21 protein-coding genes are annotated in these 22,160 nt (G+C 59.3%); 10 read left to right on the top strand and 11 right to left on the bottom strand.

What is annotated here, in order from left to right:
- Positions 1–36: 36 nt before the first annotated feature.
- Entirely contained in the window at positions 37–480 is a 444-nt protein-coding gene (locus HMPREF3056_RS02795) for a DUF3499 domain-containing protein (protein ID WP_080975101.1), read from the bottom strand.
- Positions 481–573: 93 nt separating this feature from the next.
- Here HMPREF3056_RS02795 and HMPREF3056_RS02790 point away from each other — a divergent pair, with 93 nt between their 5' ends.
- Positions 574–1,044, top strand: a complete 471-nt coding sequence (locus HMPREF3056_RS02790) for a metallopeptidase family protein (protein WP_070512251.1) — start codon at positions 574–576, stop codon at positions 1,042–1,044.
- A gap of 97 nt (positions 1,045–1,141) precedes the next feature.
- Here HMPREF3056_RS02790 and HMPREF3056_RS02785 read toward each other — a convergent pair whose 3' ends face one another.
- The 3 genes from HMPREF3056_RS02785 to HMPREF3056_RS02775 all read right to left on the bottom strand — a co-directional run bounded on the left by HMPREF3056_RS02785 (position 1,142) and on the right by HMPREF3056_RS02775 (position 3,917).
- Entirely contained in the window at positions 1,142–1,390 is a 249-nt protein-coding gene (locus tag HMPREF3056_RS02785) for a WhiB family transcriptional regulator (protein ID WP_005528147.1), read from the bottom strand.
- Positions 1,391–1,891: 501 nt separating this feature from the next.
- On the bottom strand, positions 1,892–2,986 hold the full coding sequence (locus HMPREF3056_RS02780) for a mannose-1-phosphate guanylyltransferase (protein ID WP_049156050.1): 1,095 nt from the start codon (positions 2,984–2,986) through the stop codon (positions 1,892–1,894).
- 55 nt (positions 2,987–3,041) lie between these two features.
- A complete protein-coding gene (locus HMPREF3056_RS02775) occupies positions 3,042–3,917 on the bottom strand; it encodes a glycosyltransferase family 2 protein (RefSeq protein ID WP_168167366.1) in 876 nt (291 codons plus the stop codon).
- 89 nt (positions 3,918–4,006) lie between these two features.
- Here HMPREF3056_RS02775 and HMPREF3056_RS02770 point away from each other — a divergent pair, with 89 nt between their 5' ends.
- Genes HMPREF3056_RS02770 through HMPREF3056_RS02760 form a run of 3 tightly spaced genes read left to right on the top strand, consistent with a single transcriptional unit; the run spans position 4,007 to position 7,162 of the window.
- A complete protein-coding gene (locus HMPREF3056_RS02770) occupies positions 4,007–5,659 on the top strand; it encodes an LCP family protein (protein ID WP_246822459.1) in 1,653 nt (550 codons plus the stop codon).
- A gap of 45 nt (positions 5,660–5,704) precedes the next feature.
- Entirely contained in the window at positions 5,705–6,415 is a 711-nt protein-coding gene (locus tag HMPREF3056_RS02765) for a TIGR03089 family protein (RefSeq protein ID WP_070512253.1), read from the top strand.
- A 24-nt stretch (positions 6,416–6,439) separates the two neighbouring features.
- Positions 6,440–7,162, top strand: a complete 723-nt coding sequence (locus tag HMPREF3056_RS02760; protein WP_070512256.1) for a sulfite exporter TauE/SafE family protein — start codon at positions 6,440–6,442, stop codon at positions 7,160–7,162.
- A gap of 145 nt (positions 7,163–7,307) precedes the next feature.
- Here the strand turns inward: HMPREF3056_RS02760 and HMPREF3056_RS02755 are convergent, their stop codons facing one another.
- From HMPREF3056_RS02755 to HMPREF3056_RS02735, 5 genes are read right to left on the bottom strand one after another with little or no spacing between them, the layout of a single operon-like run.
- Positions 7,308–8,279, bottom strand: a complete 972-nt coding sequence (locus HMPREF3056_RS02755; RefSeq protein WP_070512259.1) for a C-terminal binding protein — start codon at positions 8,277–8,279, stop codon at positions 7,308–7,310.
- On the bottom strand, positions 8,272–9,030 hold the full coding sequence (locus HMPREF3056_RS02750) for an HpcH/HpaI aldolase family protein (RefSeq protein WP_070512263.1): 759 nt from the start codon (positions 9,028–9,030) through the stop codon (positions 8,272–8,274). Before HMPREF3056_RS02750 ends, HMPREF3056_RS02755 begins: the two co-directional genes overlap by 8 nt.
- A gap of 13 nt (positions 9,031–9,043) precedes the next feature.
- Entirely contained in the window at positions 9,044–10,312 is a 1,269-nt protein-coding gene (locus tag HMPREF3056_RS02745; protein WP_070754057.1) for a TRAP transporter large permease, read from the bottom strand.
- Positions 10,309–10,848 carry a TRAP transporter small permease gene (locus tag HMPREF3056_RS02740; protein ID WP_070512270.1) on the bottom strand — a complete coding sequence of 180 codons (540 nt, stop codon included), beginning with the start codon at positions 10,846–10,848 and terminating at the stop codon, positions 10,309–10,311. Before HMPREF3056_RS02740 ends, HMPREF3056_RS02745 begins: the two co-directional genes overlap by 4 nt.
- Complete coding sequence (locus HMPREF3056_RS02735; protein WP_070754056.1) at positions 10,841–11,845, bottom strand: TRAP transporter substrate-binding protein; 1,005 nt, start codon at positions 11,843–11,845, stop codon at positions 10,841–10,843. The genes HMPREF3056_RS02740 and HMPREF3056_RS02735 overlap by 8 nt, the downstream gene beginning before the upstream one ends.
- A gap of 185 nt (positions 11,846–12,030) precedes the next feature.
- On the opposite strand from HMPREF3056_RS02735, the gene HMPREF3056_RS02730 reads away from it, so the two are divergent.
- Positions 12,031–12,666 (top strand): GntR family transcriptional regulator, encoded by a 636-nt coding sequence (locus HMPREF3056_RS02730; protein ID WP_070512278.1) that lies wholly within the window; start codon positions 12,031–12,033, stop codon positions 12,664–12,666.
- Positions 12,667–13,095: 429 nt separating this feature from the next.
- Here the strand turns inward: HMPREF3056_RS02730 and HMPREF3056_RS02725 are convergent, their stop codons facing one another.
- The gene (locus HMPREF3056_RS02725; protein WP_232745467.1) at positions 13,096–13,977 is read right to left on the bottom strand and encodes a LysR family transcriptional regulator; all 882 of its coding nucleotides are present in this window, start codon (positions 13,975–13,977) and stop codon (positions 13,096–13,098) included.
- 129 nt (positions 13,978–14,106) lie between these two features.
- On the opposite strand from HMPREF3056_RS02725, the gene HMPREF3056_RS02720 reads away from it, so the two are divergent.
- The 5 genes from HMPREF3056_RS02720 (at position 14,107) to HMPREF3056_RS02700 (ending at position 20,504) form a co-directional block, all read left to right on the top strand.
- Positions 14,107–15,792 carry a thiamine pyrophosphate-dependent enzyme gene (locus tag HMPREF3056_RS02720; RefSeq protein WP_070754055.1) on the top strand — a complete coding sequence of 562 codons (1,686 nt, stop codon included), beginning with the start codon at positions 14,107–14,109 and terminating at the stop codon, positions 15,790–15,792.
- A 12-nt stretch (positions 15,793–15,804) separates the two neighbouring features.
- Positions 15,805–17,142: an aromatic amino acid transport family protein gene (locus HMPREF3056_RS02715; RefSeq protein WP_070754054.1), complete on the top strand. Its 1,338-nt coding sequence runs from the start codon at positions 15,805–15,807 to the stop codon at positions 17,140–17,142.
- A 13-nt stretch (positions 17,143–17,155) separates the two neighbouring features.
- A complete protein-coding gene (locus tag HMPREF3056_RS02710) occupies positions 17,156–18,196 on the top strand; it encodes a histidinol-phosphate transaminase (protein WP_070754053.1) in 1,041 nt (346 codons plus the stop codon).
- Between the two features lie 148 nt (positions 18,197–18,344).
- Complete coding sequence (locus HMPREF3056_RS02705) at positions 18,345–19,721, top strand: NAD-dependent succinate-semialdehyde dehydrogenase (RefSeq protein WP_070754052.1); 1,377 nt, start codon at positions 18,345–18,347, stop codon at positions 19,719–19,721.
- Positions 19,722–19,730: 9 nt separating this feature from the next.
- A complete protein-coding gene (locus HMPREF3056_RS02700; RefSeq protein WP_070701095.1) occupies positions 19,731–20,504 on the top strand; it encodes a nuclear transport factor 2 family protein in 774 nt (257 codons plus the stop codon).
- Positions 20,505–20,728: 224 nt separating this feature from the next.
- Here the strand turns inward: HMPREF3056_RS02700 and HMPREF3056_RS02695 are convergent, their stop codons facing one another.
- On the bottom strand, positions 20,729–21,958 hold the full coding sequence (locus HMPREF3056_RS02695) for an aromatic amino acid transport family protein (RefSeq protein WP_049156031.1): 1,230 nt from the start codon (positions 21,956–21,958) through the stop codon (positions 20,729–20,731).
- Between the last annotated feature and the right edge of the window lie 202 nt (positions 21,959–22,160).

Raw genomic sequence — 22,160 nt, 5'->3', positions numbered from 1 at the left:
AGTTAATGTCCGACGGGTTAATCAGTCTCCGACCGATTACTCGGCGTCCGGCACCACCGTCAGGTGTGCGCGGCGGCGCTGGCGGGCGTCGTGGACGCGGCGGGTCCGAAACACAGGATGGTTTGAGTTACGCGGATCGGCGCCGTCGAAGGTAGCGGAGTAGTCAATGGGATCGGCACCGGAGCCGGCCGTGGAATCATCCACCAGGCCAGTGGTCACTCGCCCGGCCTCCCGGACGGCTTCGGCGAGCGCTGTGAGGTCGTCATCCTCATCAAGCTCGATGCGGTCAACACGCACCATCTCCCAGCCTTGCGGGGCGGTGATGCGGGCGCTGTGCTTTTCGCACAGGTCCCAAGCGTGGGGATCGGTTTCTTCGGAGAGCGGACCCACGACGGCGGTTTGCTGTGCGTAGGCATAGGTCAACGTCGCCACGGCGGGACGGCCGCAGCCGGGGCGGGAGCAATGGCGAGAGCTAGTCACGCGCCCAAGTCTAAACCCTAACTTGAGATTTAGATAGTCCAACGCGGCGCGCCTCGCCACAACCCTCCTTCAGCCCGGCCTAAACTAAGCCGCATGAGCACGCCCCGCCCGCATATCCGCCCGGCCCGCCACCGCCACGGCCGCGGTGCACGTGGGCCGCTGCTGCCACACAACACGCCGCGCTATCGCAGCAGCGCCGAGCGCTTCGATATGGCGGTGCTCGAGGCCTACGCCCCCATCCATAACGCTTTTGCTGAACAGCTCACCGGACTCGACCTTGCCGTTGATACCGTGCCCCGGATGCGCCTGTCGGTAGACATGACGGTCATGCCGGATGAGATCATCGCCGACGGCCCCGTTCCACTAGGGCGCATCGTGCCTGCGGGCGTGGATTCCGCCGGTCAGCCTACGCGCGCCCGCCTGGTCATTTTCCGCATGCCCATTGAGGAGCGCGTGCAGTCGGCACAGGAGCGCGAGGAACTGCTATCGACCGTGCTTACCGCACTAGTGGCCAATTACCTGAACGTCGATCCCGGAGACATCGATCCGCGCTTTACCTGGTAAACCACTCCTGAAAACCCATCGCTCCCCCTCACCGCTGGGGCTGAGGGCCCAAACGATAAGGGGGAGCGATGACGCTGCACTACTAGATCCGCTGCGCTTAACCGATCTCACGCTTTAATCGGCGGCGCTCACGGTCTGACAAGCCGCCCCAAATTCCAAAGCGCTCATCGTGCTCCAAGGCATATTCGAGGCATTCATCCCGCACTGCACAGGCCTGGCAAATGCGCTTAGCCTCGCGCGTCGATCCTCCCTTTTCCGGGAAGAAGGCTTCCGGGTCCGTCTGGGCGCACAGCGCCTGGTCTTGCCACTCCTGCTCGACGGCACCAAAGAGTTCATCGAGCGACATCTCTGCAGCAGCACCGCCACGGAGAATAGCGCTGTTATTCGTTGTATTGTCCACGCCGCTTCCTTTCTCCGAGGTCGTTTCTCTCTTGATTCAGTGGCACCGACCCTACACCGAAACAATTTCTCGGTGCCGCGCCCGCCGTGCCGTTGATTACACTGATGTCATTTCACACCGGATCACTAAATATCGTCAACCTGTCGCGGAAGATTTTTGTTGGGCTCCAGCGAAAACGCTGTACAGCATCCCCAACTTTCACATCAGTCACAGATCTCCTAGTTAAGGGGTGATCATCGGGGGTACTACATGTAGTGGCCACCCCCGACCCTGTGAACAATTCCAAGGTTTCTTCGGCGTGTCGCCACCCAGTCGGGCAAAACACATGGATCTCATTCGCACCATAAAAACCATGCGTCACGGCATGAAAAGAGGCGCCGGGAAGATAACTTCCCAGCGCCAAGACCTGTGCCTATCCCCAGGCTTTGCCCCAGCTAGCTGAGGTGTTTAGGCATCCGAGCTAAAACGCACGCCGGCGTCCGGAATGCTCACACCTGGGAAGACGCGCATGCCGCCCTGCAGCTCGCAACGCGCGCCGATGGTGGCACCTTCGCCGATGACGCAGTTGTCGATGTGCGCGTTGGCACCAATGTGCGCGCCCGAGGCAATGATGGAGTTGTTAATGATGGCGCCCGGCTCGATAGTGACGCCATCGAAGACCACTGTGCCGTCCAAGCGGCAGCCCGCCCCAATCACGGAACCGCGGCCCACGGCCGTGCCGGACAGCAGCAGTACGCCACCGGCGATACCCGCAGACTCATCCACGACAGACTCACCCGTGCGCCCCACCAACAGCGGCGAATGCGCGATACCGCGCACCAAGTCGGAGGAGCCGCGGACGAAATCATCCGGGCGGCCCATATCGCGCCAGTAGGAGTTATCCACGTGGCCTACCACCAGGCGGCCGGACTCCAGCAGCTGCGGGAAGGTCTCGCGCTCCACGGAGACCACGCGGCCAGCCGGAATCGTCTCGATGACATCCTTCTTGAACACGTAGCAACCGGCGTTGATCTGGTTCGTCGGCGGATCCTCGGTCTTTTCCAAGAAGGCCGTTACTCGGCCCTCGGAATCGGTAGGAACGCAGCCAAAGGCACGGGGATCAGCGACGTTGAGCAGGTGCATCGTCACGTCGGCGTCCTTGGAATGATGCGTATCAAGGATGCCGTTGAGATCCATGCCGGACAAAACGTCGCCGTTGAACACCATGACCGTGTCCTGGCGCAGCTTGTCATAGACGTTGCGGATGCCGCCGCCGGTACCCAGCGCGGTCTCCTCCACCACGTACTCAATTTCCAGGCCCAGATCGGAGCCATCCCCGAAGTACTCCTCAAAGACCTCCGCTTTATAAGAAGTGGAGAGCACCACGTGCTCAATCCCGGCTTCCTTGATACGGGCGAGCAGGTGCTGGAGGAATGGGTAGTTGGCCGTGGGCAACATCGGCTTCGGCGTGCCAATCGTCAGCGGGCGCAGGCGGGTGCCGCGACCTCCCACCAGAATGACGGCATCGGCCGTCGATCCCCACTGGGGCGCTGATTCAGTCATATCGTTCCTTAATCTCTTTCAGATAAGTCACCGTTAGTGTATAGGCGCGCCTGACTCAGGAGCCGTCGCGGCACGCGCTTAAAATCAGCCCGCGCACCCGCAGCCCCAACCACAAGGCCGCGCGCAGCGGCGCCTGGTACCAGTGCGGGTGCCTATCCGCTTGGAAGCGGTAAGCCGAATCGTGGTGGGCGCGCAGCATCGCGCCGCGATGCGCTTTCGTCGAGTGGCCTTTGGCGTGGGTAATCACCGCCGTCGGGCACAGGATGTTGCGCCAGCCGGCGCGAGTGAAGCGGTCCCCTAAGTCCACGTCCTCCAAATACATGAAGTAGCGCTCATCAAAGCCACCAATCTGCTCGAAGGCCTCCCACCGCACCAGAAGGCAGGATCCAGACAGCCAACCTGCCGGGCGCTCGCTGTTCATATCGGCGTCATCGCGATAGGCGCGCGACCACGGATTGGACGGCCAAATAGTTCCGAACAGCGCGTGGCCGATACCCGTGAGCAGCGTCGGTACGGCGCGCGCCGAGGGGTAGTTGCTACCATCCGGCTCCACGATGCGCGGGCCTACCGCCGCGGCATCCGGGTGGCGGCGCGCGCACGCAATCAGCTCATCGAGGGAACCCTCACTGAAGGTCACATCCGGGTTGGCGATGAGGAAGAACTCGTCATCGACGCCGTGCGCACGGGCGAAGCGTGCGCCGGCATTCATTCCAGCGCCGTAGCCGATGTTTCCTCCAGTATCGAGGAATTCCACGTCCTCATGCTCCCGCGCGGCGGCTTCCGGCACCCCATCGGTTGAGCCGTTATCGGCGAGGATGGTGAGGGTAGGCAGGGACGTCGCCAAGCGCAGCGATGACAAGAAATCGCTGAGGTAACGGCCAGGGGAAAAGGTCACGGTGACCACGGCCAGGGGTTTCTGTATATTCTTCACGATGAATTTGAGCGTACCCAACGCCAGCGTGCGCACGCGCCCGCGACACTGCTTCACGTTTTTGCAGCGAGCTCACCTAAACTAGTCCCGTGACTTCCCCGAACTCCCCGCGCGCCGCCCGCCATATCCAGGCCGCGCCCTCGCAGTCCGCGCCCACCGCCCAACGAGGATCGACGCCGGTGAAAGCCGTCGTCGCGTTCCTGTCTGCTGTCGTCCTGGTGCTCTCCGGCGTGGGCTACTTCACCGTGGGAAAACTAGGAAATGACATCTCCTCTGCCTCCAACCTAGCGCTGGGCAACCAGGGTGGTTTCAAGGACAACGGTCTCGATGGCGCGGTAGATATCTTGCTCGTGGGCAAGGACTCTCGCACGGATGCCAAGGGGAATCCGCTTTCCGAACAGGAGCTGGCGGACCTGCATGCCGGTGTGGATGAGGGCGAGGAAAACACCGACACCATCATGGTGATCCGCATCCCCAATGATGGCTCGCGCGCCACGGCAGTATCCATTCCGCGCGATACCTATGTCCACGACGAGGACTTCGGAAACACGAAAATAAACGCCGTCTTTGCGCTGCACAAAGCAGACAAGATGGAGGAGTTGCAGCAGGAAAACGCGGAGGCTGAAGCCGCAGGAAACACCCCTCCCCACACCGAGAAAGAGATGGAGAAGGAGAGCACGGAGGCTGGCCGCGCTGGTCTCATTTCGATGGTGCACAAGCTCACTGATGTCAACGTCGACCACTACGCTGAGGTGGGTCTCTTGGGCTTCGTGCTGCTTACCGACGCCGTCGGGGGCGTCGACGTCTGCCTCAACGACGCCGTCGATGATCCGATGTCGGGCGCTAAATTCCCGGCTGGGCGCCAAACCTTGCAGGGCTCCGAGGGCCTGTCCTTCGTGCGCCAGCGCTATGAGCTACCGCGCGGTGACCTTGACCGCATCGTGCGCCAGCAGGCCTACATGGCATCGCTGACGTCGAAGGTTCTGGATTCGGGAACCCTGACCTCTCCGGGCAAGCTCAACAAGATTGCTGATGCCGTGGAGCGCTCCGTAGTCATCGACGATGGTTGGGACATCATGGGTTTTGTCACCCAGCTGGCCGGGCTGGCCGGCGGCAACGTGACCTTTACGACGATCCCGGTGACCTCAATTACCGGCGTGGGCGACTATGGCGAATCGGTGGTGACCATCGATACCGCAGAGGTCCACCGCTTCATGGAGGATCTGGCCAAGTCTCAGGAGAAGGCCGAGGAGGACGAAAAGTCCGAGGACGCCGCCACCGACAAGGCCGCCGAGGAAGGCGAGAAGCCCGTGGCTGAGAACCTCAACCTGCACGTCCTCAACGCCGGCAACGTCGACGGAATGGCCGGCGGAATCGGCGCGTGGTTGAAGAACGTGGGCTATACCGTGGAACGTACGGCCAACGCGCAGTCGGGTCTATACACCGAATCGCAGATTGTTGCCGCAGATGCCAACGACGAGCGCGCCCACGCCTTGGCTGAGCAGCTCGGCGGCCTGCCAGTCACGGCTAACGAAGAGCTCGAGCCGGACACCTTCATCGTGGTGGCTACGGATGACTACTCCGGCCCGAAGGATGACTCCGCGCAGGAAGAAGAGGCTGCTGCGGAGCCCGACCAAGGCGGCGACACCCAGCAGGTCGGCACCCCGGGCGATGACTTTGGTACCGCGGAGGTTTCGCCTGAGATCGACGCGGGCGGCGATGGCCCGCGCTGCGTGAACTAAAGACACCGTGGCGGGCTTGGCGCCCGCCACCTACGATGGGCGGACATGGAACTCCTTCAGCATCTCTTGTCCGCCGATGCCTCCGCTCCCCGCCTCAGCGTCTACAACGAAGCTGACGGCACCCGCATGGACTTCTCGGCGCAAACGCTGGAGAACTGGACCTCCAAGATTGCCAACATGCTGCTGGAAGAGCTCGACCTTGAGCCTGGAACCGATTCCCGCATACTCATCGACCTTCCTGTGTCGTGGCAGGCCGCCGTCATCGCTCTCGGCGCACTCGCCGCCGGAATCCCCTTCGACATAACCGACGGTGCGGCTGCCTCGCAGCCGCACGCCGACGATATCGCCGTGGTGTTCACCTCTCCGGAGGCCTACCTCAAGGCTGCGGCGGACGCGGGCTCCGGCTCTGCATCGGCCCCACTGGTCGACACGGTTCTGGTCACGCAGGATCCTTTTGGCCGCGGCGTTGTCGAAAGCGGCGGCGAGCTGCCGCTGGGCACCATCGACTTCGGCCCCACCGTGCGCTTCTACGGCGATCACTTCTACGGCACCACTACCCCGCTACCAGAGCTTTTCCCCACGGAGTTGGGCGCTGAACGCGTGCTTTCGCAGGGCTGGACGGACAGCGCTTCCTTCCAGCGGGCCGTCCTCGAACCACTGGCTGCGGGCGGCTCCGCCGTCATCGTGGCGGGCTTGTGCTCGGCCGACCGCTTGGAGGACATCGCAGACAACGAGAAGGTCACCGTCCGCTCCTAAACGCCGTCATGAGATAGTAGAGCAATGTTCAGCTGGCTTTATATCTTCATCGGCGTGCTCATCCTCGTGGGCACTATCTGCCAGGGAACCATCGGCTTTGGGCTGGGCACCATCGCCACCCCCATCTTGGCGCTGATTAAGCCGGAGCTGGTTCCCACGCTCATCCTCCTGCTGGCCTTCGTCATCTCAACTACCACGATGCTCAAAGCACGCTCGGCGGTGTCCTGGGACATCGTGGCTATTTCCTCCATCGCGCGAATACCCGGCTCGCTCGCGGGTGCGTGGGCGATTGCTTCCCTCTCCCACCGCGGGCTCTCCCTTTTCATCGGCTGCGCCGTCATCTTTGCCATGACCTTGTCCAGCCTCGGCTGGTCTCCCAAGCGCACCACCGCCAACATTGCAGTCGCGGGCGCTGCTTCCGGGTTTCTGGGCACATCCACCTCCATTGGTGGCCCGCCCATGGCGTTGGTGCTCAAGGGCTACGACCCCGCCCGTGTGCGCGGCACCCTGTCGGGGACCTTCATCATCGGTTGCACCATCTCGCTGGCAATCTTGGGCTTGAGCGGGCAAATCACCAGCCTGCAGCTCACCGCCGCCGCGGCCTACCTGCCGGTAGCCATCGTGGGCCTCATCGCCGCCGGCTACCTCAACCGTTTCATCAACGCCAAGGTGCTCAACCGCATTGTCCTTGTGGTGGCTATCAGCGCGGCTGTGGCGCTCATTGTTGAGGGGCTGGTTGCTGCCTAGTATCCGCAACATGCCGTGAGTTTTCTTGCTCGACTGCTAGGACCGCAGCTCACCCCTCCCAACAGCCCTAGCTAACAAAACAAAGAACTCGCCTCAAGCCCTAGCGTGGGCTCGAGGCGAGCTTTTGTCCGTTACTCCAGTTTGGTTAGCGGTTGAGCTGGCATCGGAGAGGCTGCTCACTCAAGGCGCGCCCCATTTCCTCAGCTGCGAACAACTGAAGATTGGCCAAAGACCGTTCGGAGTAATAAGCGGCATGAGGGGTGAGGATAGTGTTCGGAGCGGTCCGAAGCGGGTGGCCTTCCTCGAGGGGCTCACTTTCCATGACGTCGAGTGCTAGGCCTCCTAAGCGGCCTTCGGACACTGCGCGTGCTGCCGCCTCAGTGTCAAGAAGCGCACCGCGGGCGGTGTTCACGATGATTGCTTCGTTCGACAGCTTGCCAATCTCAGCGTCACCAATGATGTGATACGTGCTGTCAGTAAGCGGGGCGTGGATTGAAACAACATCTGCTCGCGAAAGCAGTTCATCTAGTTCGACAACCTCAACGTTTTCCTTTGACAACAGATCTTTGTCAACAAAAGGATCGTAGGCAATGGTGGTCGCTCCAAAAGCTTGCATGCGCTTTGCAACTTTGAGACCAATTTGTCCAGTCCCGACAGTGGCATAAGTAAGATCCGAGACTGCCGGAATCCGCCCAACTTCTGGAGCAGCAATCCACCCGTCATTCGCACGAACAATATTCGAGTGGTAGGTCAAAACCTTTCTGACCGCTGCCAAGGCAAGCATTACAGTGTGGTCTGCGACTGTGTCAGCACCGTAATCTGGAACGTTGCAGACTCGGACCCCAAGTTCGGTTGCTGCTTGCATATCGATTGTCTCGTAGCCCATTCCATATCGAATCACGGTCGCACCGGGGGCAAGACTTTCGAGTACCTTACGGGTGATTTGGGCATAAGCGAGGATTACGACATCAGCACCCTTGGTAGCTGCGATAACTTCGTCTTCTTGGAGAACGTCGCTATGTACCTCAAGCGTTGCGCCGTTTTCAGCAGCAATTCGCTCTTCGTCAGCTAGGTTGGGAAATTCATGATCGGTGATTACTACACGCTTGTTAGTCATTGGTGCCACGTCCGTTCTTCAAGTCGTTAATGAAACCGGCTCGTGCTGCTGCGATATCACTGGACGTGGTGATGAAACGGAACCCTTGCTCTCGGCGTTTGTTAGCTTCAGTACCGTGGCTGCAATGGATTCCAGGAATTTTACCAGCGTCCTGGATGATTCCGAGGACTTTGGCGATAGCATCAGTTGTAACTTGCTCTTCCGGTCCCGGAGTCGAGCCGACAGCTAGCGCTAGGTCCGATGGGCCAATGTAAATTCCGTCGACTCCTTCGACACCACAGATTTCTTCTGCGTTGGAAAATCCTTCAGCGTTCTCAATCATGACGAAAAGAAGGGGAGGCTTGATATCAGAGGTGTTCACGGGGTCACCTTTGACAATCGGAGCGGTAGGGCCGAAGGAACGGTTTCCTCCGTGATCCGGATAACGGAGAGCGTCTGCAGCTGCCTTCGCCTGTTCCTTGTTGGAGACGAGAGGAACGATAATGGCTTCGATCCCAGCATCGGCGAGCATTCCAATTTCAGTGAATCGGTTGTCAGCGACTCGTGCCGTCACAAGAGAGTCACCGCCGGCGCGAATCGCGTCGCTGAGGCGGAGGATGTCTTCATTACGGGCGAAGCCATGCTGCATGTCGATACAGACGTAATCGAATCCAATGGCAGACGAAGCCCTAGCGAGGTCGGTGCTGGTAGTCATCAGCCACTGGCCGTGGTAGATTGCGCCGTTTGCGAGATTTTCGCGATGGTTAGTCATTGTGTACAACTCCTTAAAGTAGGCCGACGGAAAGCGCCGGGATGAAACTTACGATGAGGCCCACGAGAACCAAGAGGAGGAACCCGGGGATGATTGCGACCACTGTTTTTTGTGGTCGAATTTTGGCAACGCCGGAGGCGATAAACAAGTTAACGCCAAGGGGCGGGGTGATGAAGCCGATCGATAGAACGAGAACGACGATGACACCAATTTGAATGGGATCCATTCCTGCCAGTGATAAGACGGGAACAAGAATGGGGCTGATAATTGTGATCGCAGCAATTGTCTCCATGAAGGTGCCGAGCAAAACAAGAATCAGGTTCACGATGATAATGATCACCAGTGGGCTATCTGAAAGGTGACTCAAGGCATTTACGATAGCCTGAGGAGCTTCTTCGATGGTGAGGAAGAGACTAAATACTGCAGCTGCGGCGACAATAATCATCAGGCCGCTGGACGTCAGCGCAGCGGAGTTGAAGGTTTCCATGATGCCGCGGAAGTCCAGTTCCTTGTAGATAACCATGCTGACGAGGACTGCATAGACGACTGCAATGACAGCTGCCTCTGTAGGCGTGAAGATGCCGCCGTAGATTCCTCCGAGAATGATAATTGGTAGGAAGAGGCCTGCCTTTGCGCCGTTTACTTGGTGCAGTCGCTCTCTCAATGTGGACTTCTCGGTACGACCAACGTTGTTCTTCTTGGCGTAGTAGATAGCCCATCCAATAAGCACTACACCCATCAAGATTCCTGGGACGATCGCTGCAAGGAAGAGATCCCCGATACTCGTGCCTGTTACGACGCCGAAGATAACGAGGGGGATGGACGGGGGAATGACAACGCCAATCGTTCCAGCCGAGGCGATGAGAGCCGCGGAGAATTGCTTGGAATACCCTAGCTTGATCATCTCTGGAATCATGATGCCGCCGATTGCAGCTACGGTTGCGGGGCCCGACCCAGAAATCGCAGAGAAGAACATTGCGGTCAAGACCGCTGCAACTCCGACACCACCGGGAATATGCCCCACGAAGGAATTCGCCACATTGAACAGGCGGCGGGAAATGCCGCCCTTACCCATTATTAGGCCGGCAAGAATAAAGAAAGGAACGGCGAGAATCGGGAACGAGTCGTTTGCAGTAGTCAGGTATTGCGCAATCATTCCGTACGAGATACCGGGATTGAACAAGAAGATTGTGAGCAATCCTGCTGCAAGCAGTGAGTACGCAATCGGAATACCTAGGGCAAGTGCTGCGAAAAGCGTTATCAAGAGACAAGCCAGACTCATGATTGTGTCCTTTCGGCAAGTTCTAGCTCAAGGTTGTCATCCAAGAGGGGTGACGTTCCTAGCCAGATTTGGCCACTTGTTTGCAACATGCGGAGGCAACACAGCACGAGGCCGAACGGCAGAGCCGAGTAGACGACCCACATTGGAAGCTGAAGTGCTGCAGACGTTTGTCCGAGTTGAAAGAGGGTAGTCGCAATCTGTATTGCGAAAACAAGGAGGATGATGTTGACAATGAAGCAGGCGATGATTACAAACTGCATGGCAATCTTCTTGACCCCGCCTTTAAGCTTGGACGTCAGCACATCAATTGCAATGTGTTCTCCTCGAAGCGTCACGATTCCCAGGAGCAAGAAATTCATCCAAATGAACATGTATCGAGAAAGCTCCTCGCTCCACGAGAGCGAATTTTGAAGGATGAATCGTGAAAAGACTTGGACAAACAAGAGAATGGTCATGATGCCGAGGATTCCGGCGCCAATGTATTCATCAACGTAAAGCTTGTGGTGGGACGTGCCACGTGTTTCTTCGCTATGCACGGCTGGCCTCCACTGCTTTATTCATATCGTCAATAATTTGGTCTCCAAGCAACCCACGGAGGTATGACTCCGCTGCGGCGGACATGATCTCGCGCATTTGGTCGCGTTCATGGTTCGAGATATCGCGGATTTCCACTCCACCCTCAAGGATGGCGTTCTTCGACTTCTCTTCGTCTTTGATTGCTTCTTCTCGGCAGTATTGCGTGGAAAGCGTGCCTGCTTCCTTGACCAACTCCTGAAGTTCTAAAGGAAGTTCATCGAAGAATCTCTTACTCAAGAGGAGCGGCATGGGGGTGTACACATGGTTGGACATCACCATATACTTTTGAACTTCATAAAACTTTTGGGAGGCGATGAGAGCCAGTGGGTTTTCTTGGGCGTCAATCGTTCCCTGCTGAAGTCCTGTGTACACCTCAGTGAAAGCCATCGGTGTTGCACTGGCACCGGTGGCGTTCCATGCTCGGATCTGCGTCGGGTTCTCCAGTGTTCTAACTTTGAGGCCTTTGAGTCCTTGGGGGAGTTCCAAGTCTTTAACTTTGTGTGTCAGATTCCGGAATCCATTTTCCCAGTAACCCAACCCCACAATTTGAACATCCTCGAGTTCCTTCAGCCGTGCTTGTCCGAATTCACCGTCTAGCACTGTAAATGCTTCGTCCCGGGAATCGAACTTGAACGGCAAATCCCAGACGTTCATGTTCTTGGAAAACGCGGCGAGCGGAGAGGTTGACGGTGCGGTCGCCTGAATGTTGTTGAGCTGGACGGATTCAATGAGCTGTCGGTCTCCGCCGAAAACTCCATTGGGGAAAACCCTTGCGTTGATTCTTCCCTCGCTGCCCTTATTGATGTGATCTGCAAAAAGCATGTAAGCACGATGCGTAAAGTGATCGGTCGTCGTGGCATGAGCAATGACGAGATCGAACTCTGCTTTGGCTGAGGAACCAGCCGCACGCGAACCAGAGCAAGAGCTTAAAGTGCTGGATAGAGCCGCAGCGCCCATGGCTCCTAGGAATCCACGCCTAGAAATCCTTGTGTTTAAGACGCCTTGGGCCTTGGTCGGAATGCGCAACCCTGAACCCTCCTTTCCTTGTCTTGTGAGAGCCAATTAACTGTTTACTGTTAACAGTTAATTGTGGGATACAATACGGAGGTGCTACAACTGAGTCAAGAGTCATAGGAGAAAAAATGATCGTAAGGCAACAATCGCTGGGTGTTCAGGTAGCCGAGTCACTACGCATCGAGATCTTTTCAGGGGCTCTCCCAGAGGGGACCCCACTTACGGAGCCTTGGCTTTCTCGCGAATTTGAGGTGAGCCGGGGGCCGGTACGCGATGCAATTGCAAAGCTTGAAGCCGATGGCTTAATTCAGCAAGATGGGCGAAGCTACAAAGTGAGCGATCGCATTAATGAAGTGGTCAAAGAGCTGTATGAGCTTAGGTTTCTTTTGGAGCGCCGTGCAATTGAGATAGCGCTGGAAAGAGATGCCGACTGGTCCGCGACGACAGAAGCTTTGGATGCTTTTGCCCGGGCAGCGAACAGTAATGACTTGGACAGCGCAAGAGATGCAGACTTTCGATTCCATCAATCGTTCTTATCAGCTTCCGAAGGTCGACTCGCTTTGAGCATGTGGGAAATCTGTGAAAGGAATTTCAAAGCATTGCTCTTGGTCAACCGCGCTCAGGATGACGACATTCAAAATGAGGTCAAGATTCATGAAGAGTTACTCAACTCTGTTGCTGATGGATCGGGCTGGGAAGAGAAATTGCGTGAGCACTTCGAGATTGCCTCACACCGGTTTTCAAATCGGGAGAAGGCACTGTAGCTTACACTGACTTCATCTTGCCAAGAAAATAGTGTTGACGAGTATTCAAGTCACTGTGTGAATGGGCGAAGCTACCCTCACCGGAGTTGGCCCCTGATTTGGTGACTAATGCCAACCATACGAACCGGCGATAACCTTCAGCCCATTCGGTTACAAGAGTTGCCGAGTCCCCTGAATGGCCAATTGAGTCTTTCCTACACAGATCATTGAACGGTTTTGGCCGGTGCCCTATAGGGTTTGTGGGACTCTTCCCTAGCCAGATTGCATGAGCGAGTTTTCACTTGGCCGGGCACGAGCACCTGAACACCCAAGCCACAGGAGCCGTCAAAGATGAACCTGCCGCCCTTTTGCACCAAATCTTTGGCAACTGGGGCAGATTTATCCACCGCCCACCAAGCGCGCACACCGCTCAGCGCCAAGAACCAGACCCTAGCGAAGCGACCCCGCAATAAAACTACGGAAGCGCTCAGCAATCTGCGCAATTTCCTGCCCCGCGAAGTGCCCCGGGGACCACGCCGCCACCAGCGGCACACCGCCCAGAGTCCGTTCACCATCGACCACGTCGAAACCCACCAGCCGCGCCGGCTGCAGTTCTGTCATCAAGGCCACGGCTCGGCCCGAGCGGGCCAAGGCGCTCAAGGTTGCGGTGTCATCGCACTCGACATGCGAGCCCAAGGCGCAGCCAGCCGTGCCCACGAAGGAATCCACCACCCCACGGGACACGCTGCGCCGCGAAGGCAGAGCCATCTTTTCTTGCAATAACCTTTTAACCTCCACGCTGGTCGAACCCGCGCACTCCAGCGCCAATGGGTGCGTCGGCAGCACCCAGGCGCGCACCGGAATCGTGCCCAACGCCAATGAGGCCACGTCATTGCCCGGCGGGATGGTGGCAATCACCACGTCGGCGGAGCCTTCCAGCGCGTCGAAGACGTCGTAGTGCGTAACCGGGGTCGTGGTGAGCAGTGGGATAGTCGAGCCAGCGGCCTCGATAAAGGGCGCAAGCAGAGTCGAAATCGTCGTCGGCGTAGCAGCCACGCGCAGCGCCGGGATACTGCCCGCGCGGAGTGCCTCCACCGCCTGCCCGGCGCGCGCGGATTCGGCGAGGAGGCGGCGGCACGTCGGAATGAGAGCGTGTGCCGCGTCGCTGAGCGCCAGTGCGGAACCGGCCCGCACGAAAAGCTCCAGGTCCAGCTCCTTTTCAAAGCGCCGCAGCTGCCGGCTCAGCGCCGGCTGGGTAATGCCCAGGCGCTCCGCGGCGGCAGTCACCGTGCCAGCTTCGGCAACCGCAAGGAAATATTTGGCCTTCACCATGTCCATTCCCTTACTTCTACCACTACCAATGCCTTGAGGGTATGGCTTTCCAGCTTTTTCGACATTAGACAACATGGCATCACCAAAGAATAATGAGACCACTACCACAACAACCCCAGGGAGGTTTCCATGTCACACGTCGGCGCCGCCATTGCCGAATCCCTCGCCGCGCACAACGTCACCCGCGCATTCCTCGTGCCCGGCGAAAGCTTCCTGCCCGTGCTCGACGGCCTCTACGATTCCCCCGTGAAGGCCATCGTCTGCCGCCACGAAGGCGGTGCCACCTACATGGCTGAAGCCCACGGCAAAGCCACCGGACAGCCCGGCGTCGCCATGGTCACCCGCGGCCCCGGCGCGGCCAACGCCTACGTGGGTATCCATACCGCCTGGCAGGATGCCACCCCGCTCGTCCTCTTCGTGGGCCTTATCCCCATCTCGGATCGTGACCGCGAGTCCTTCCAGGAATTCGATCCCAAGGCGTGGTTCGGCACCCAGGCCAAGCAGGTCTTTGTCCTCGACGATCCGTCGCGTGCCTCCCGCGTCGTGGCCGAAGCCTTCTTCCAAGCCCAGCAGGGCCGCCCCGGCCCCGTCATCGTGGGCCTGCCGGAGGATATTCTCCACCAGGAGTTCACCGGCAGCATCCACCCACCCATCCCGGTGTCGGAAGGCGCGCTTTCCGACGAGCACCTGGACCTCCTCTCCCGCGAACTAAGCCGCGCAGAGCGCCCACTCATTTTCGCCGGCGGCCCGCGCTGGACCCCGGAAGCCGCAGAGACGATCACCCGCTTCGCCGAAGAGCACCGCATCCCGATCATTCAAGACTTCCGCGCCGCTGACCGCGTGCCTTTCGACTCCCCCGCCAACGCCGGCTGGCTCGGCTATGGGCGCGACCCACGCGCGGCGCAACTTTTGGAAGCTGCCTCCCTCGTCATCGAAGTCGGTGCCGTTCTCGGTGATGTTCCTACCGACGGTTACACCTTGCGCCAGTCACCGCAGGCACGCAACATCGCCATCAACCCCGATACCAGTCTGCGAGGCCACTCGGTGGCGCTGGTAGAGCACATCGTGGCGAGCCCCGTGGCCTTCGCTCACACCCTGGACCGCCTGAGCGTCGAGGGCAAGGACAAGCGCGGCGAGTGGTTCGACGCCGCGCACGCGAACCACCTCGACTTCGCCACCCTCCCCGAGCCCGCGGACTATCGTCCCGGTAAAGAAGGCACCGCCCACATGGAGGCCGTCTTCGCCGCGCTGCACGAGCAGCTGCCGAAGGATTCCATCTACACCTTCGGCGCCGGCAACCACTGCATCTGGGCCCAGCAGTTCCTGCGCTCGCAGGTCTACCCCTCCCAGTTCAGCGTGCGCAACGGCTCGATGGGCTACTCCATCCCGGCCGCAGTGGCCACCAAACTGCAGTTCCCGGAGCGCACCGTCGTCACCATTGCTGGCGACGGCGAATACCTCATGAACGGCCAAGAACTGGCCACCGCGCTGCAATACGGCGCGCCTTTTCTCATCATCGTCATGTCCAATGGCGAGTTCGGAACCATCCGCGATCACCAGAAGAAGCACTTCCCCGACCGCGTTTCCGGCACGCAGCTTGTCAACCCGGATTTCGCGGCGGTTGCCCGCGGCTTCGGCGCCCACGGCGAGCTCATCACTGATGACGCCCAGGTACCGGAGGCCGTGGCCCGCGCCCTGCGCGCCATCGCCGAGGACGGCGTACCAGCGCTTCTCAACGTCATCACCGACCAGGCCCATTCCCTGCCTATCCCGCCCTCCCCGGTTTTACACACCGACGAAACGCCCACCAGCTAAAGGAGGCTCACCATGAGCACGACACATACTCCTCCAACTTCGAATGCCGTACCCGCTAGCCAGCTGAAGGAAGGCGAGCACATTGTGGGCGATGGGGTCGTCGCCAAGCAGCGCCCCGCTGCCTCCACCGCATCGTGGATCATTACGCTCTTCGGCACCGCCGTGGGTGCTGGCATCCTCTTCCTGCCGCTGAATGCCGGCGGTTTCGGGTTCTGGCCGCTGGTCTTTGCCACGGTCTTCATCTTCCCCTTGGTGTACTTTTCGCACCGGACCTATGCACGCATTGTTGCGGGTGCGCCCACGGAGGACCACGGCAAGGACATCCTCGAGTTGGTCTCCCAGTATCTGGGCAAGGGCCAAGGAATCGTCTTCGCGGTGCTGTACTGGATCACGGTCTTTTCCACCGTCCTCATCTATGGTGTCTCCATCACCAACGCGGTGGATAGCTTCATTGTCAACCAGCTGGGTGGCCCGTCGCTCGACCGGTGGCTGCTGGCCATGCTCTGCGTGGGCGTGATGACCGGCGCCTTCGCCATCGGCCGCAAGCCGATGATCTGGCTGGCCCAGGTGCTGGTCTACCCGCTGATTATCGCCCTGGCCGTCACCTCCATCTACCTCATCCCACGCTGGGACCCGCACAGCTTCATCCATTTCGATGACGGCTCGAATGGCTACGGCGGCATCATCAAGGGCATCTTCCTCATCCTGCCGGTGCTGGTCTTCTCCTTCTCCCACATGGCGGCGCTGTCGCAGTTCGCCATCGACATGCAGCCGCAATACGGCGAGAAGACCGAAAAGCGCGTTTCCCGCACGGAGTTCTACACCGCTATCCTGCTCGTCGTCTTCACCATGTTCTTTGTGTGGTCCTGCGTCCTCGCACTCGGCGCCGACGGCATGAATGAGGCCCTCGAGCAAAACATCCCGGTGCTCTCCTATTTCGCCAACGTCACTGGCACTCCGTTCATGGCTTACATGGCCCCCATCGTGGTCATCTGCGCCATCGTCTCCTCCTACTTCGGCCACATGCTCGGTACCGAAGAAGGCACGGAGTACCTGCTGAAGAACGCTGCGCCGAAGCTGGCGGAGAAGGTCTCGCACCGCACGCTGCTCAACATCATTTATCTCATCGCCTTCGTGTGCACCACGCTCGTGGCGATCTTTAACCCCTCCATCATTTCCATGATTTCGGTTGTCTCCGGTGTCTTCGTGGCGTTCATCGTCTACCTGGTTCCGGTGTATATGTTCAAGAAACTGGACGTGTACAAGCAATTCCGCAATGACCCGTGGAACTACTTCGTCTTCGGTATGGGCCTGCTAATTATGGCCGTGACCATCTGGGACATGATTTAGAAAGGACGTGAAAATGCTTCGTAATGATCTCTCAAGCTTCCCCGAGTACAAGGTAGGCAAGGATTTCCCCCATGCCTTGAAACTCTCCTCCAATGAGGTCCCCTTCCAGCCCGCCGAGGACATTATTGCCGCGGTTGCCGACGCCGCCCGCACCACCAACCGCTACCAGCAGCCCGGCAGCCTGGAGCTCACCAACGCCTTGTGCAATTACCTAGGCGTTCCGGCGGATCACATCTTCGTCTCCGCGGGTTCCACGCCCATCCTGCAGGCCACCATCTTGGCGTCCTGTCACACCGGCGATGAGGTCATCGTGCCCTGGCGCAGCTTTGAGGCTTACCCCCTCTACGTGCGCATGGCCGGCGCGGAACCGATTCTGGTCCCGCTCACGGAGGATTACCGCGTCGATTTGGAGGCAGTCCTTGCCGCCCTGACGGAGAAGACCAAGCTCATCATCCTGTGCAACCCCAACAACCCGACGGGCACCGTCATCACGCGCGGTGAATTCCGAGCCTTCATGGACCGGGTGCCCGAGGATGTCGTGGTCCTGCTGGATGAGGCCTACTGGGAGTACAACGACGCCCCCGATACCCCAGATTCAGTCGAGGAATACCAGCGCTACCCCAATCTGCTCGGCGTGCGCACCTTCTCCAAAGCATGGGGTCTGGCCGGCATGCGCGTGGGCTACGCGGTGGCAGGACCGGAAATCATCAACGCGCTGCAGCTGCTCTCCTTGCCTTTGACGGTGACCGCCATGGCAGAAACTGCCGCTGTGGAGGTGCTCAAGCGCCACGACGAGCTTGACGACGCCGTCGAGATCACCAAAGCACAACGCGACCGCGTCTGCGCGGAGCTGGGAGCCGAGAAGTCCTACGGCAACTTCGTCTGGCTGCCGCGCGCGGATGCCGAAGAGGTGGAGACAAAGTTGCTCGATGAAGGCGTGGTCATCCGCCGCTATCTCGACGAGGGCGTGCGCGTATCCATCACGGACGAAGCAGAAACTACACAGTTCTTGGAGGCCTGGCGACGCGCGGGCATTGAGCCCTGGCGGGGCTAGGTGGCCTCCTTTCACCCCCTCAACCCAAGTTCCCCATAAGCCCACACTGAGATATATGACATAAAACGCACGAACCTTGCACTAAGTCATATTCAGCCCCATAATGGGTCGCAACCCATACACACTTCAATCATTGGAGGATGAAGCAATGTCCGGATTTCGCGTAGAAAACCCCGCTACCGGTGAGGTTCTCGAGACTTTTGATCACGCTACTGACCAGGAGGTCCTGGCCGCTGTCGACTCCGCGCACGAGGCATTCCTCAGCTGGCGCGAGACCCCGATCGAGGAGCGCGCCAAGGTAGTCACGCGCGTTGCCGAGCTCTTCGAAGAGCGCAAGGATGAGCTCGCAGAGATCATCGCTACCGAAATGGGCAAGCCGATCTCCGAGGGCGTCGAGGAGGCTGAGTTCAGCGGCGCTATCTTTAGCTACTACGCCGACAACGGCCCGAAGTTCGCCGCCGACGAGGAAATCCCCGTCGAGATGGACGGCAAGGGCTACATTCAGCGCCGCCCCATCGGCGCTCTGCTGGGCATCATGCCGTGGAACTTCCCCTACTACCAGGTCGCGCGCTTCGCCGCCCCGAATCTGATGCTCGGCAACACCATCGTCTTGAAGCACGCCACCATCTGCCCGCGCTCCGCGCTTGCCATCCAAAAGATCATGGATGATGCCGGTGTTCCCAAGGGCGTCTACACCAACGTCTTCGCTACTCACGAGCAGGCAGAGAAGATCATCGAGCACAAGGAGCTGCGCGGTGTGTCCCTCACCGGCTCCGAGCGCGCTGGTGCTGCGGTGGGCTCTCTGGCTGCGAAGAACCTCAAGAAGGCAGTTCTCGAGCTCGGTGGCTCCGACCCGTACGTCATCCTCGACACCGATGACGTCAAGCAGGCAGCCAAGGATGCGTGGGAGACCCGCATGTACAACACCGGCCAGGCGTGTAACTCCAACAAGCGCCTGATCGTGATGGACGATATCTACGACGAGTTCGTCGCTGAGCTGGTCGAGCTCGCAAAGGCTATGAAGCCTGGTGCCCCGCAGGAGGCTTCCGAAACCGTCTACACCCCGTTGTCTTCGCGCAGCGCGGCAGAAAACCTCAAGGATCAGATCGACCGCATCGTGGCCGCCGGCGCCACCCTGCACGTCGGCGGTGAGCTGGCGGATGAGAAGTCTTCCTACTTCAGCCCCGCCGTGCTGACCGATGTCCCGGTTGGCGCTGATGTCTACTACGAAGAACTCTTCGGCCCCGTGGCGACCGTGTTCAAGGTCAGCAGCGACGAAGAGGCTCTCGAGCTGGCCAACGACACCCAGTACGGCCTGGGCGGTTGCGTCTTCTCCAAGGACGTCGAGCGCGCTGAGAAGATTGCCCAGCGCCTGGAGGTCGGCATGTCCAACGTCAACACCTACGCGGCGGAGGGCGCCGAGGTCCCGTTCGGTGGTGTGAAGAACTCCGGCTACGGCCGCGAGCTGGGCCCCTACGGCATGGATGAGTTTGTCAACAAGCGCACCTACTTCGTGGCCAACTAAGGAGATCCCATGACGTCACTAGGAAACTTCGTTCTCGAGGTCCACACCGCGCTTTTCGACGGCCACGATATCTCCGTCCTGGACAAGCACTTCGCCGACAACTTCGTGGAGCACTCTCCCCTCATCGCTAATGATGCAGAAGGTCTCAAGAAGTTTGTCACGGATCTGGGCGAGGGTCTGAAGTACACCAACGCCCGGGTGATTGCCGACGAAGCCAACGGCCTCGTCGCTTTGCATGGTCGCTTCGACGGCATCGAGGATGAGCCGTTCGTTGGTTTCGATATCTACCGCGTCGAGGGCGACAAGATTGTCGAGCACTGGGACAACCTCGTTCCCCTTGCGGAACCGAACGCAAGCGGCCGCACGCAGCTCGATGGCGCTACCGAGATCGGTGATGAGAGCCTCACCGAGCAGAACCGAGAGTTCGTCATCGAGTTCTTCACCCGCTCGCTCATCGGCGCTGATTACTCCGGCTTCATCGACAACACCCGTGATGATCAGTTTGCCCAGCACTCCCCTGATATCGCCGATGGCGCTCAGAACTGTGTCGATTTCCTCACCAAGCTGCAGGAGGATGGCGAAGGTCTAGAGTATGAGCGCATCCACCGCACGGTTGCACAAGGACAGTTCGTTCTGACCCATTCCGAAGGCAGCATCGCTGGTGCGCGCCATTCCTATTGCGAGCTGTGGCGCGTCGAGGACGGCAAGCTCGTCGAAATGTGGGATGCCATTTCTGAGGTCCCGTCCGATGACGAGGCGCTTCATAAGCACGGCATCTTCTAGGCCGTAGCCTCAGTTGCAAACCTAGGCAGCATGCCGAAAGGCTGGGCCGCTCCTTGATATGGGGAGCAGCCCAGCCTTTTCGTGTTTTCGGCATGGTCTAGTTCCAGGGCCGGGCTACAACTGCCCGTTCTGCCAAAACCAACGCTCCTGACTCAGGATCTGGCCCGAACTTTGGCAACTAGGCGAGTTCGTCGCGTCTAAAAGTGCCGCATCTAAAGCCGGCCCTAAGCCCAGCCTGCCGGCACCAACCCGAGGATGGAAATGATCGAGTAGATGAAGGCCAAGACATAAACCACGATGATGGTGCCCTGAATTACCGGGTGTGCGAGTCCGCCCACGTTCCAACCCGGGTCGCGGTCGCCCTTCTTACGGGAGGCGTGCAGCAGCATCACCGGGATGACGGACATGATGGCGCCTGCGAAGCCACCGGCATAGGACAATGCCGCAACGAAACCGCCGAGGCCAGCAATGGAAATCACCAATGGCGGAACAACCGTCAGCGCCACTGCCACGATGCGCTGTCCCTTCACGCCTTCCCAGTGGAAGATGTCGAGGACGTTGCGCATGGTGGTAAAACCAATCGCCAAGAACGACGTCAGCATGGCCGCCAGCGCAAAGATATTGGCCAAGTAGTAGGCCACCGGCCCCAGTGCCTCACCCCAGGCAATGGTCACCACCTCGGTGACCTCCATGCCAAGCAGACCAAGGGCGGCAAAAGGAACCAACGCCAAGGTAAAGCCCGTCACCACCATGCCGAGCACAATTGCCTGCGCGGTCTGCTGTGGCTTGGCTGGGTCCATGCCCTGCACCAGTTCCGGAACCACGTACTGCGCTAGGAAGGAGAAAACCGCGAGGTTCAGAATCGGGACGATGAAGAAGGGATGAAGAACCAGCAGGTTCTCAGCCTTGATACCCGGTCCCAGGATTGTCCATCCACACAGCACCGCGATAATGATCGCCATACCGGCAGTGATGGCTCCCTCAGCTGCACCCGTGGTGTGCAGGCCGCGGTACATCACCCACGAACCGAAGCCGAAGAAGATCAACGTGCCAAGAAGCGGCGGCAACCCGAAGATGTTGTTGATCAAGTCACCCGAACCAGCGGCATAGGCAATGAGCGCGCCGATACCGTTGACGATGATGGCCACGAAAACCAACCAGCGGCCCCACTGCCCCAGGTAATGCTCCGCCAATCCGGAAACCTGCAGCGGCGCCTTGGTGCGCATGGCTGTCTCCGCCACGTACAGCATGGAAATGGTCGTGAGGGTACCTGCTATCAGCAGAGCAATAACGAGTGCGAGGAACCCTCCGTTGCGGGCGGCATAAGGAATAGAGAGGACTCCAGCACCGATGTTGGTGCCGAAGATAAGGGCGATGCCCTGCACGAAGGACAGCGCGGGTTTGAACTCCGCCGTGGACTCATCCTTCTGCGACACAGAAATGTTGTTGGACAAAAACTTCTCCGATAACTAAGGACTAATAAAACAGGAGCTCACCCGGAAAGAACCGGGTGAGCGAAAGAGTGAGCTACTTGTACTCGTTGAACTGCTTGACGACGACCTGCAGCGCCTCACGCCACAAGTCTTCCGGGATGGCCAGGGAGGGCAGGAAGCGGATGACGTTGTGGTCGAGGCCGCAGGTGAGGATGAGCACGCC

The organism is Corynebacterium sp. HMSC056F09, from assembly GCF_001815785.1.
Taxonomy (GTDB): domain Bacteria; phylum Actinomycetota; class Actinomycetes; order Mycobacteriales; family Mycobacteriaceae; genus Corynebacterium; species Corynebacterium hiratae.
The sequence above is the reverse complement of the archived record's forward strand: the minus strand, read 5'-3'. Positions and strand labels throughout refer to the sequence as shown.

Excerpts from the sequence above, each read along its gene's own strand:
- HMPREF3056_RS02705 (WP_070754052.1), top strand. The coding sequence starts at position 18,345 with ATGTCCGGATTTCGCGTAGAAAACCCCGCTACCGGTGAGGTTCTCGAG.
- HMPREF3056_RS02715 (WP_070754054.1), top strand. The coding sequence starts at position 15,805 with ATGAGCACGACACATACTCCTCCAACTTCGAATGCCGTACCCGCTAGC.
- HMPREF3056_RS02765 (WP_070512253.1), top strand. The coding sequence starts at position 5,705 with ATGGAACTCCTTCAGCATCTCTTGTCCGCCGATGCCTCCGCTCCCCGC.
- HMPREF3056_RS02720 (WP_070754055.1), top strand. The coding sequence starts at position 14,107 with ATGTCACACGTCGGCGCCGCCATTGCCGAATCCCTCGCCGCGCACAAC.
- HMPREF3056_RS02710 (WP_070754053.1), top strand. The coding sequence starts at position 17,156 with ATGCTTCGTAATGATCTCTCAAGCTTCCCCGAGTACAAGGTAGGCAAG.
- HMPREF3056_RS02755 (WP_070512259.1), bottom strand. The coding sequence starts at position 8,279 with ATGACTAACAAGCGTGTAGTAATCACCGATCATGAATTTCCCAACCTA.
- HMPREF3056_RS02760 (WP_070512256.1), top strand. The coding sequence starts at position 6,440 with ATGTTCAGCTGGCTTTATATCTTCATCGGCGTGCTCATCCTCGTGGGC.
- HMPREF3056_RS02745 (WP_070754057.1), bottom strand. The coding sequence starts at position 10,312 with ATGAGTCTGGCTTGTCTCTTGATAACGCTTTTCGCAGCACTTGCCCTA.
- HMPREF3056_RS02785 (WP_005528147.1), bottom strand. The coding sequence starts at position 1,390 with ATGTCGCTCGATGAACTCTTTGGTGCCGTCGAGCAGGAGTGGCAAGAC.
- HMPREF3056_RS02780 (WP_049156050.1), bottom strand. The coding sequence starts at position 2,986 with ATGACTGAATCAGCGCCCCAGTGGGGATCGACGGCCGATGCCGTCATT.
- HMPREF3056_RS02790 (WP_070512251.1), top strand. The coding sequence starts at position 574 with ATGAGCACGCCCCGCCCGCATATCCGCCCGGCCCGCCACCGCCACGGC.
- HMPREF3056_RS02700 (WP_070701095.1), top strand. The coding sequence starts at position 19,731 with ATGACGTCACTAGGAAACTTCGTTCTCGAGGTCCACACCGCGCTTTTC.
- HMPREF3056_RS02730 (WP_070512278.1), top strand. The coding sequence starts at position 12,031 with ATGATCGTAAGGCAACAATCGCTGGGTGTTCAGGTAGCCGAGTCACTA.
- HMPREF3056_RS02725 (WP_232745467.1), bottom strand. The coding sequence starts at position 13,977 with ATGGTGAAGGCCAAATATTTCCTTGCGGTTGCCGAAGCTGGCACGGTG.
- HMPREF3056_RS02750 (WP_070512263.1), bottom strand. The coding sequence starts at position 9,030 with ATGACTAACCATCGCGAAAATCTCGCAAACGGCGCAATCTACCACGGC.
- HMPREF3056_RS02735 (WP_070754056.1), bottom strand. The coding sequence starts at position 11,845 with ATGGGCGCTGCGGCTCTATCCAGCACTTTAAGCTCTTGCTCTGGTTCG.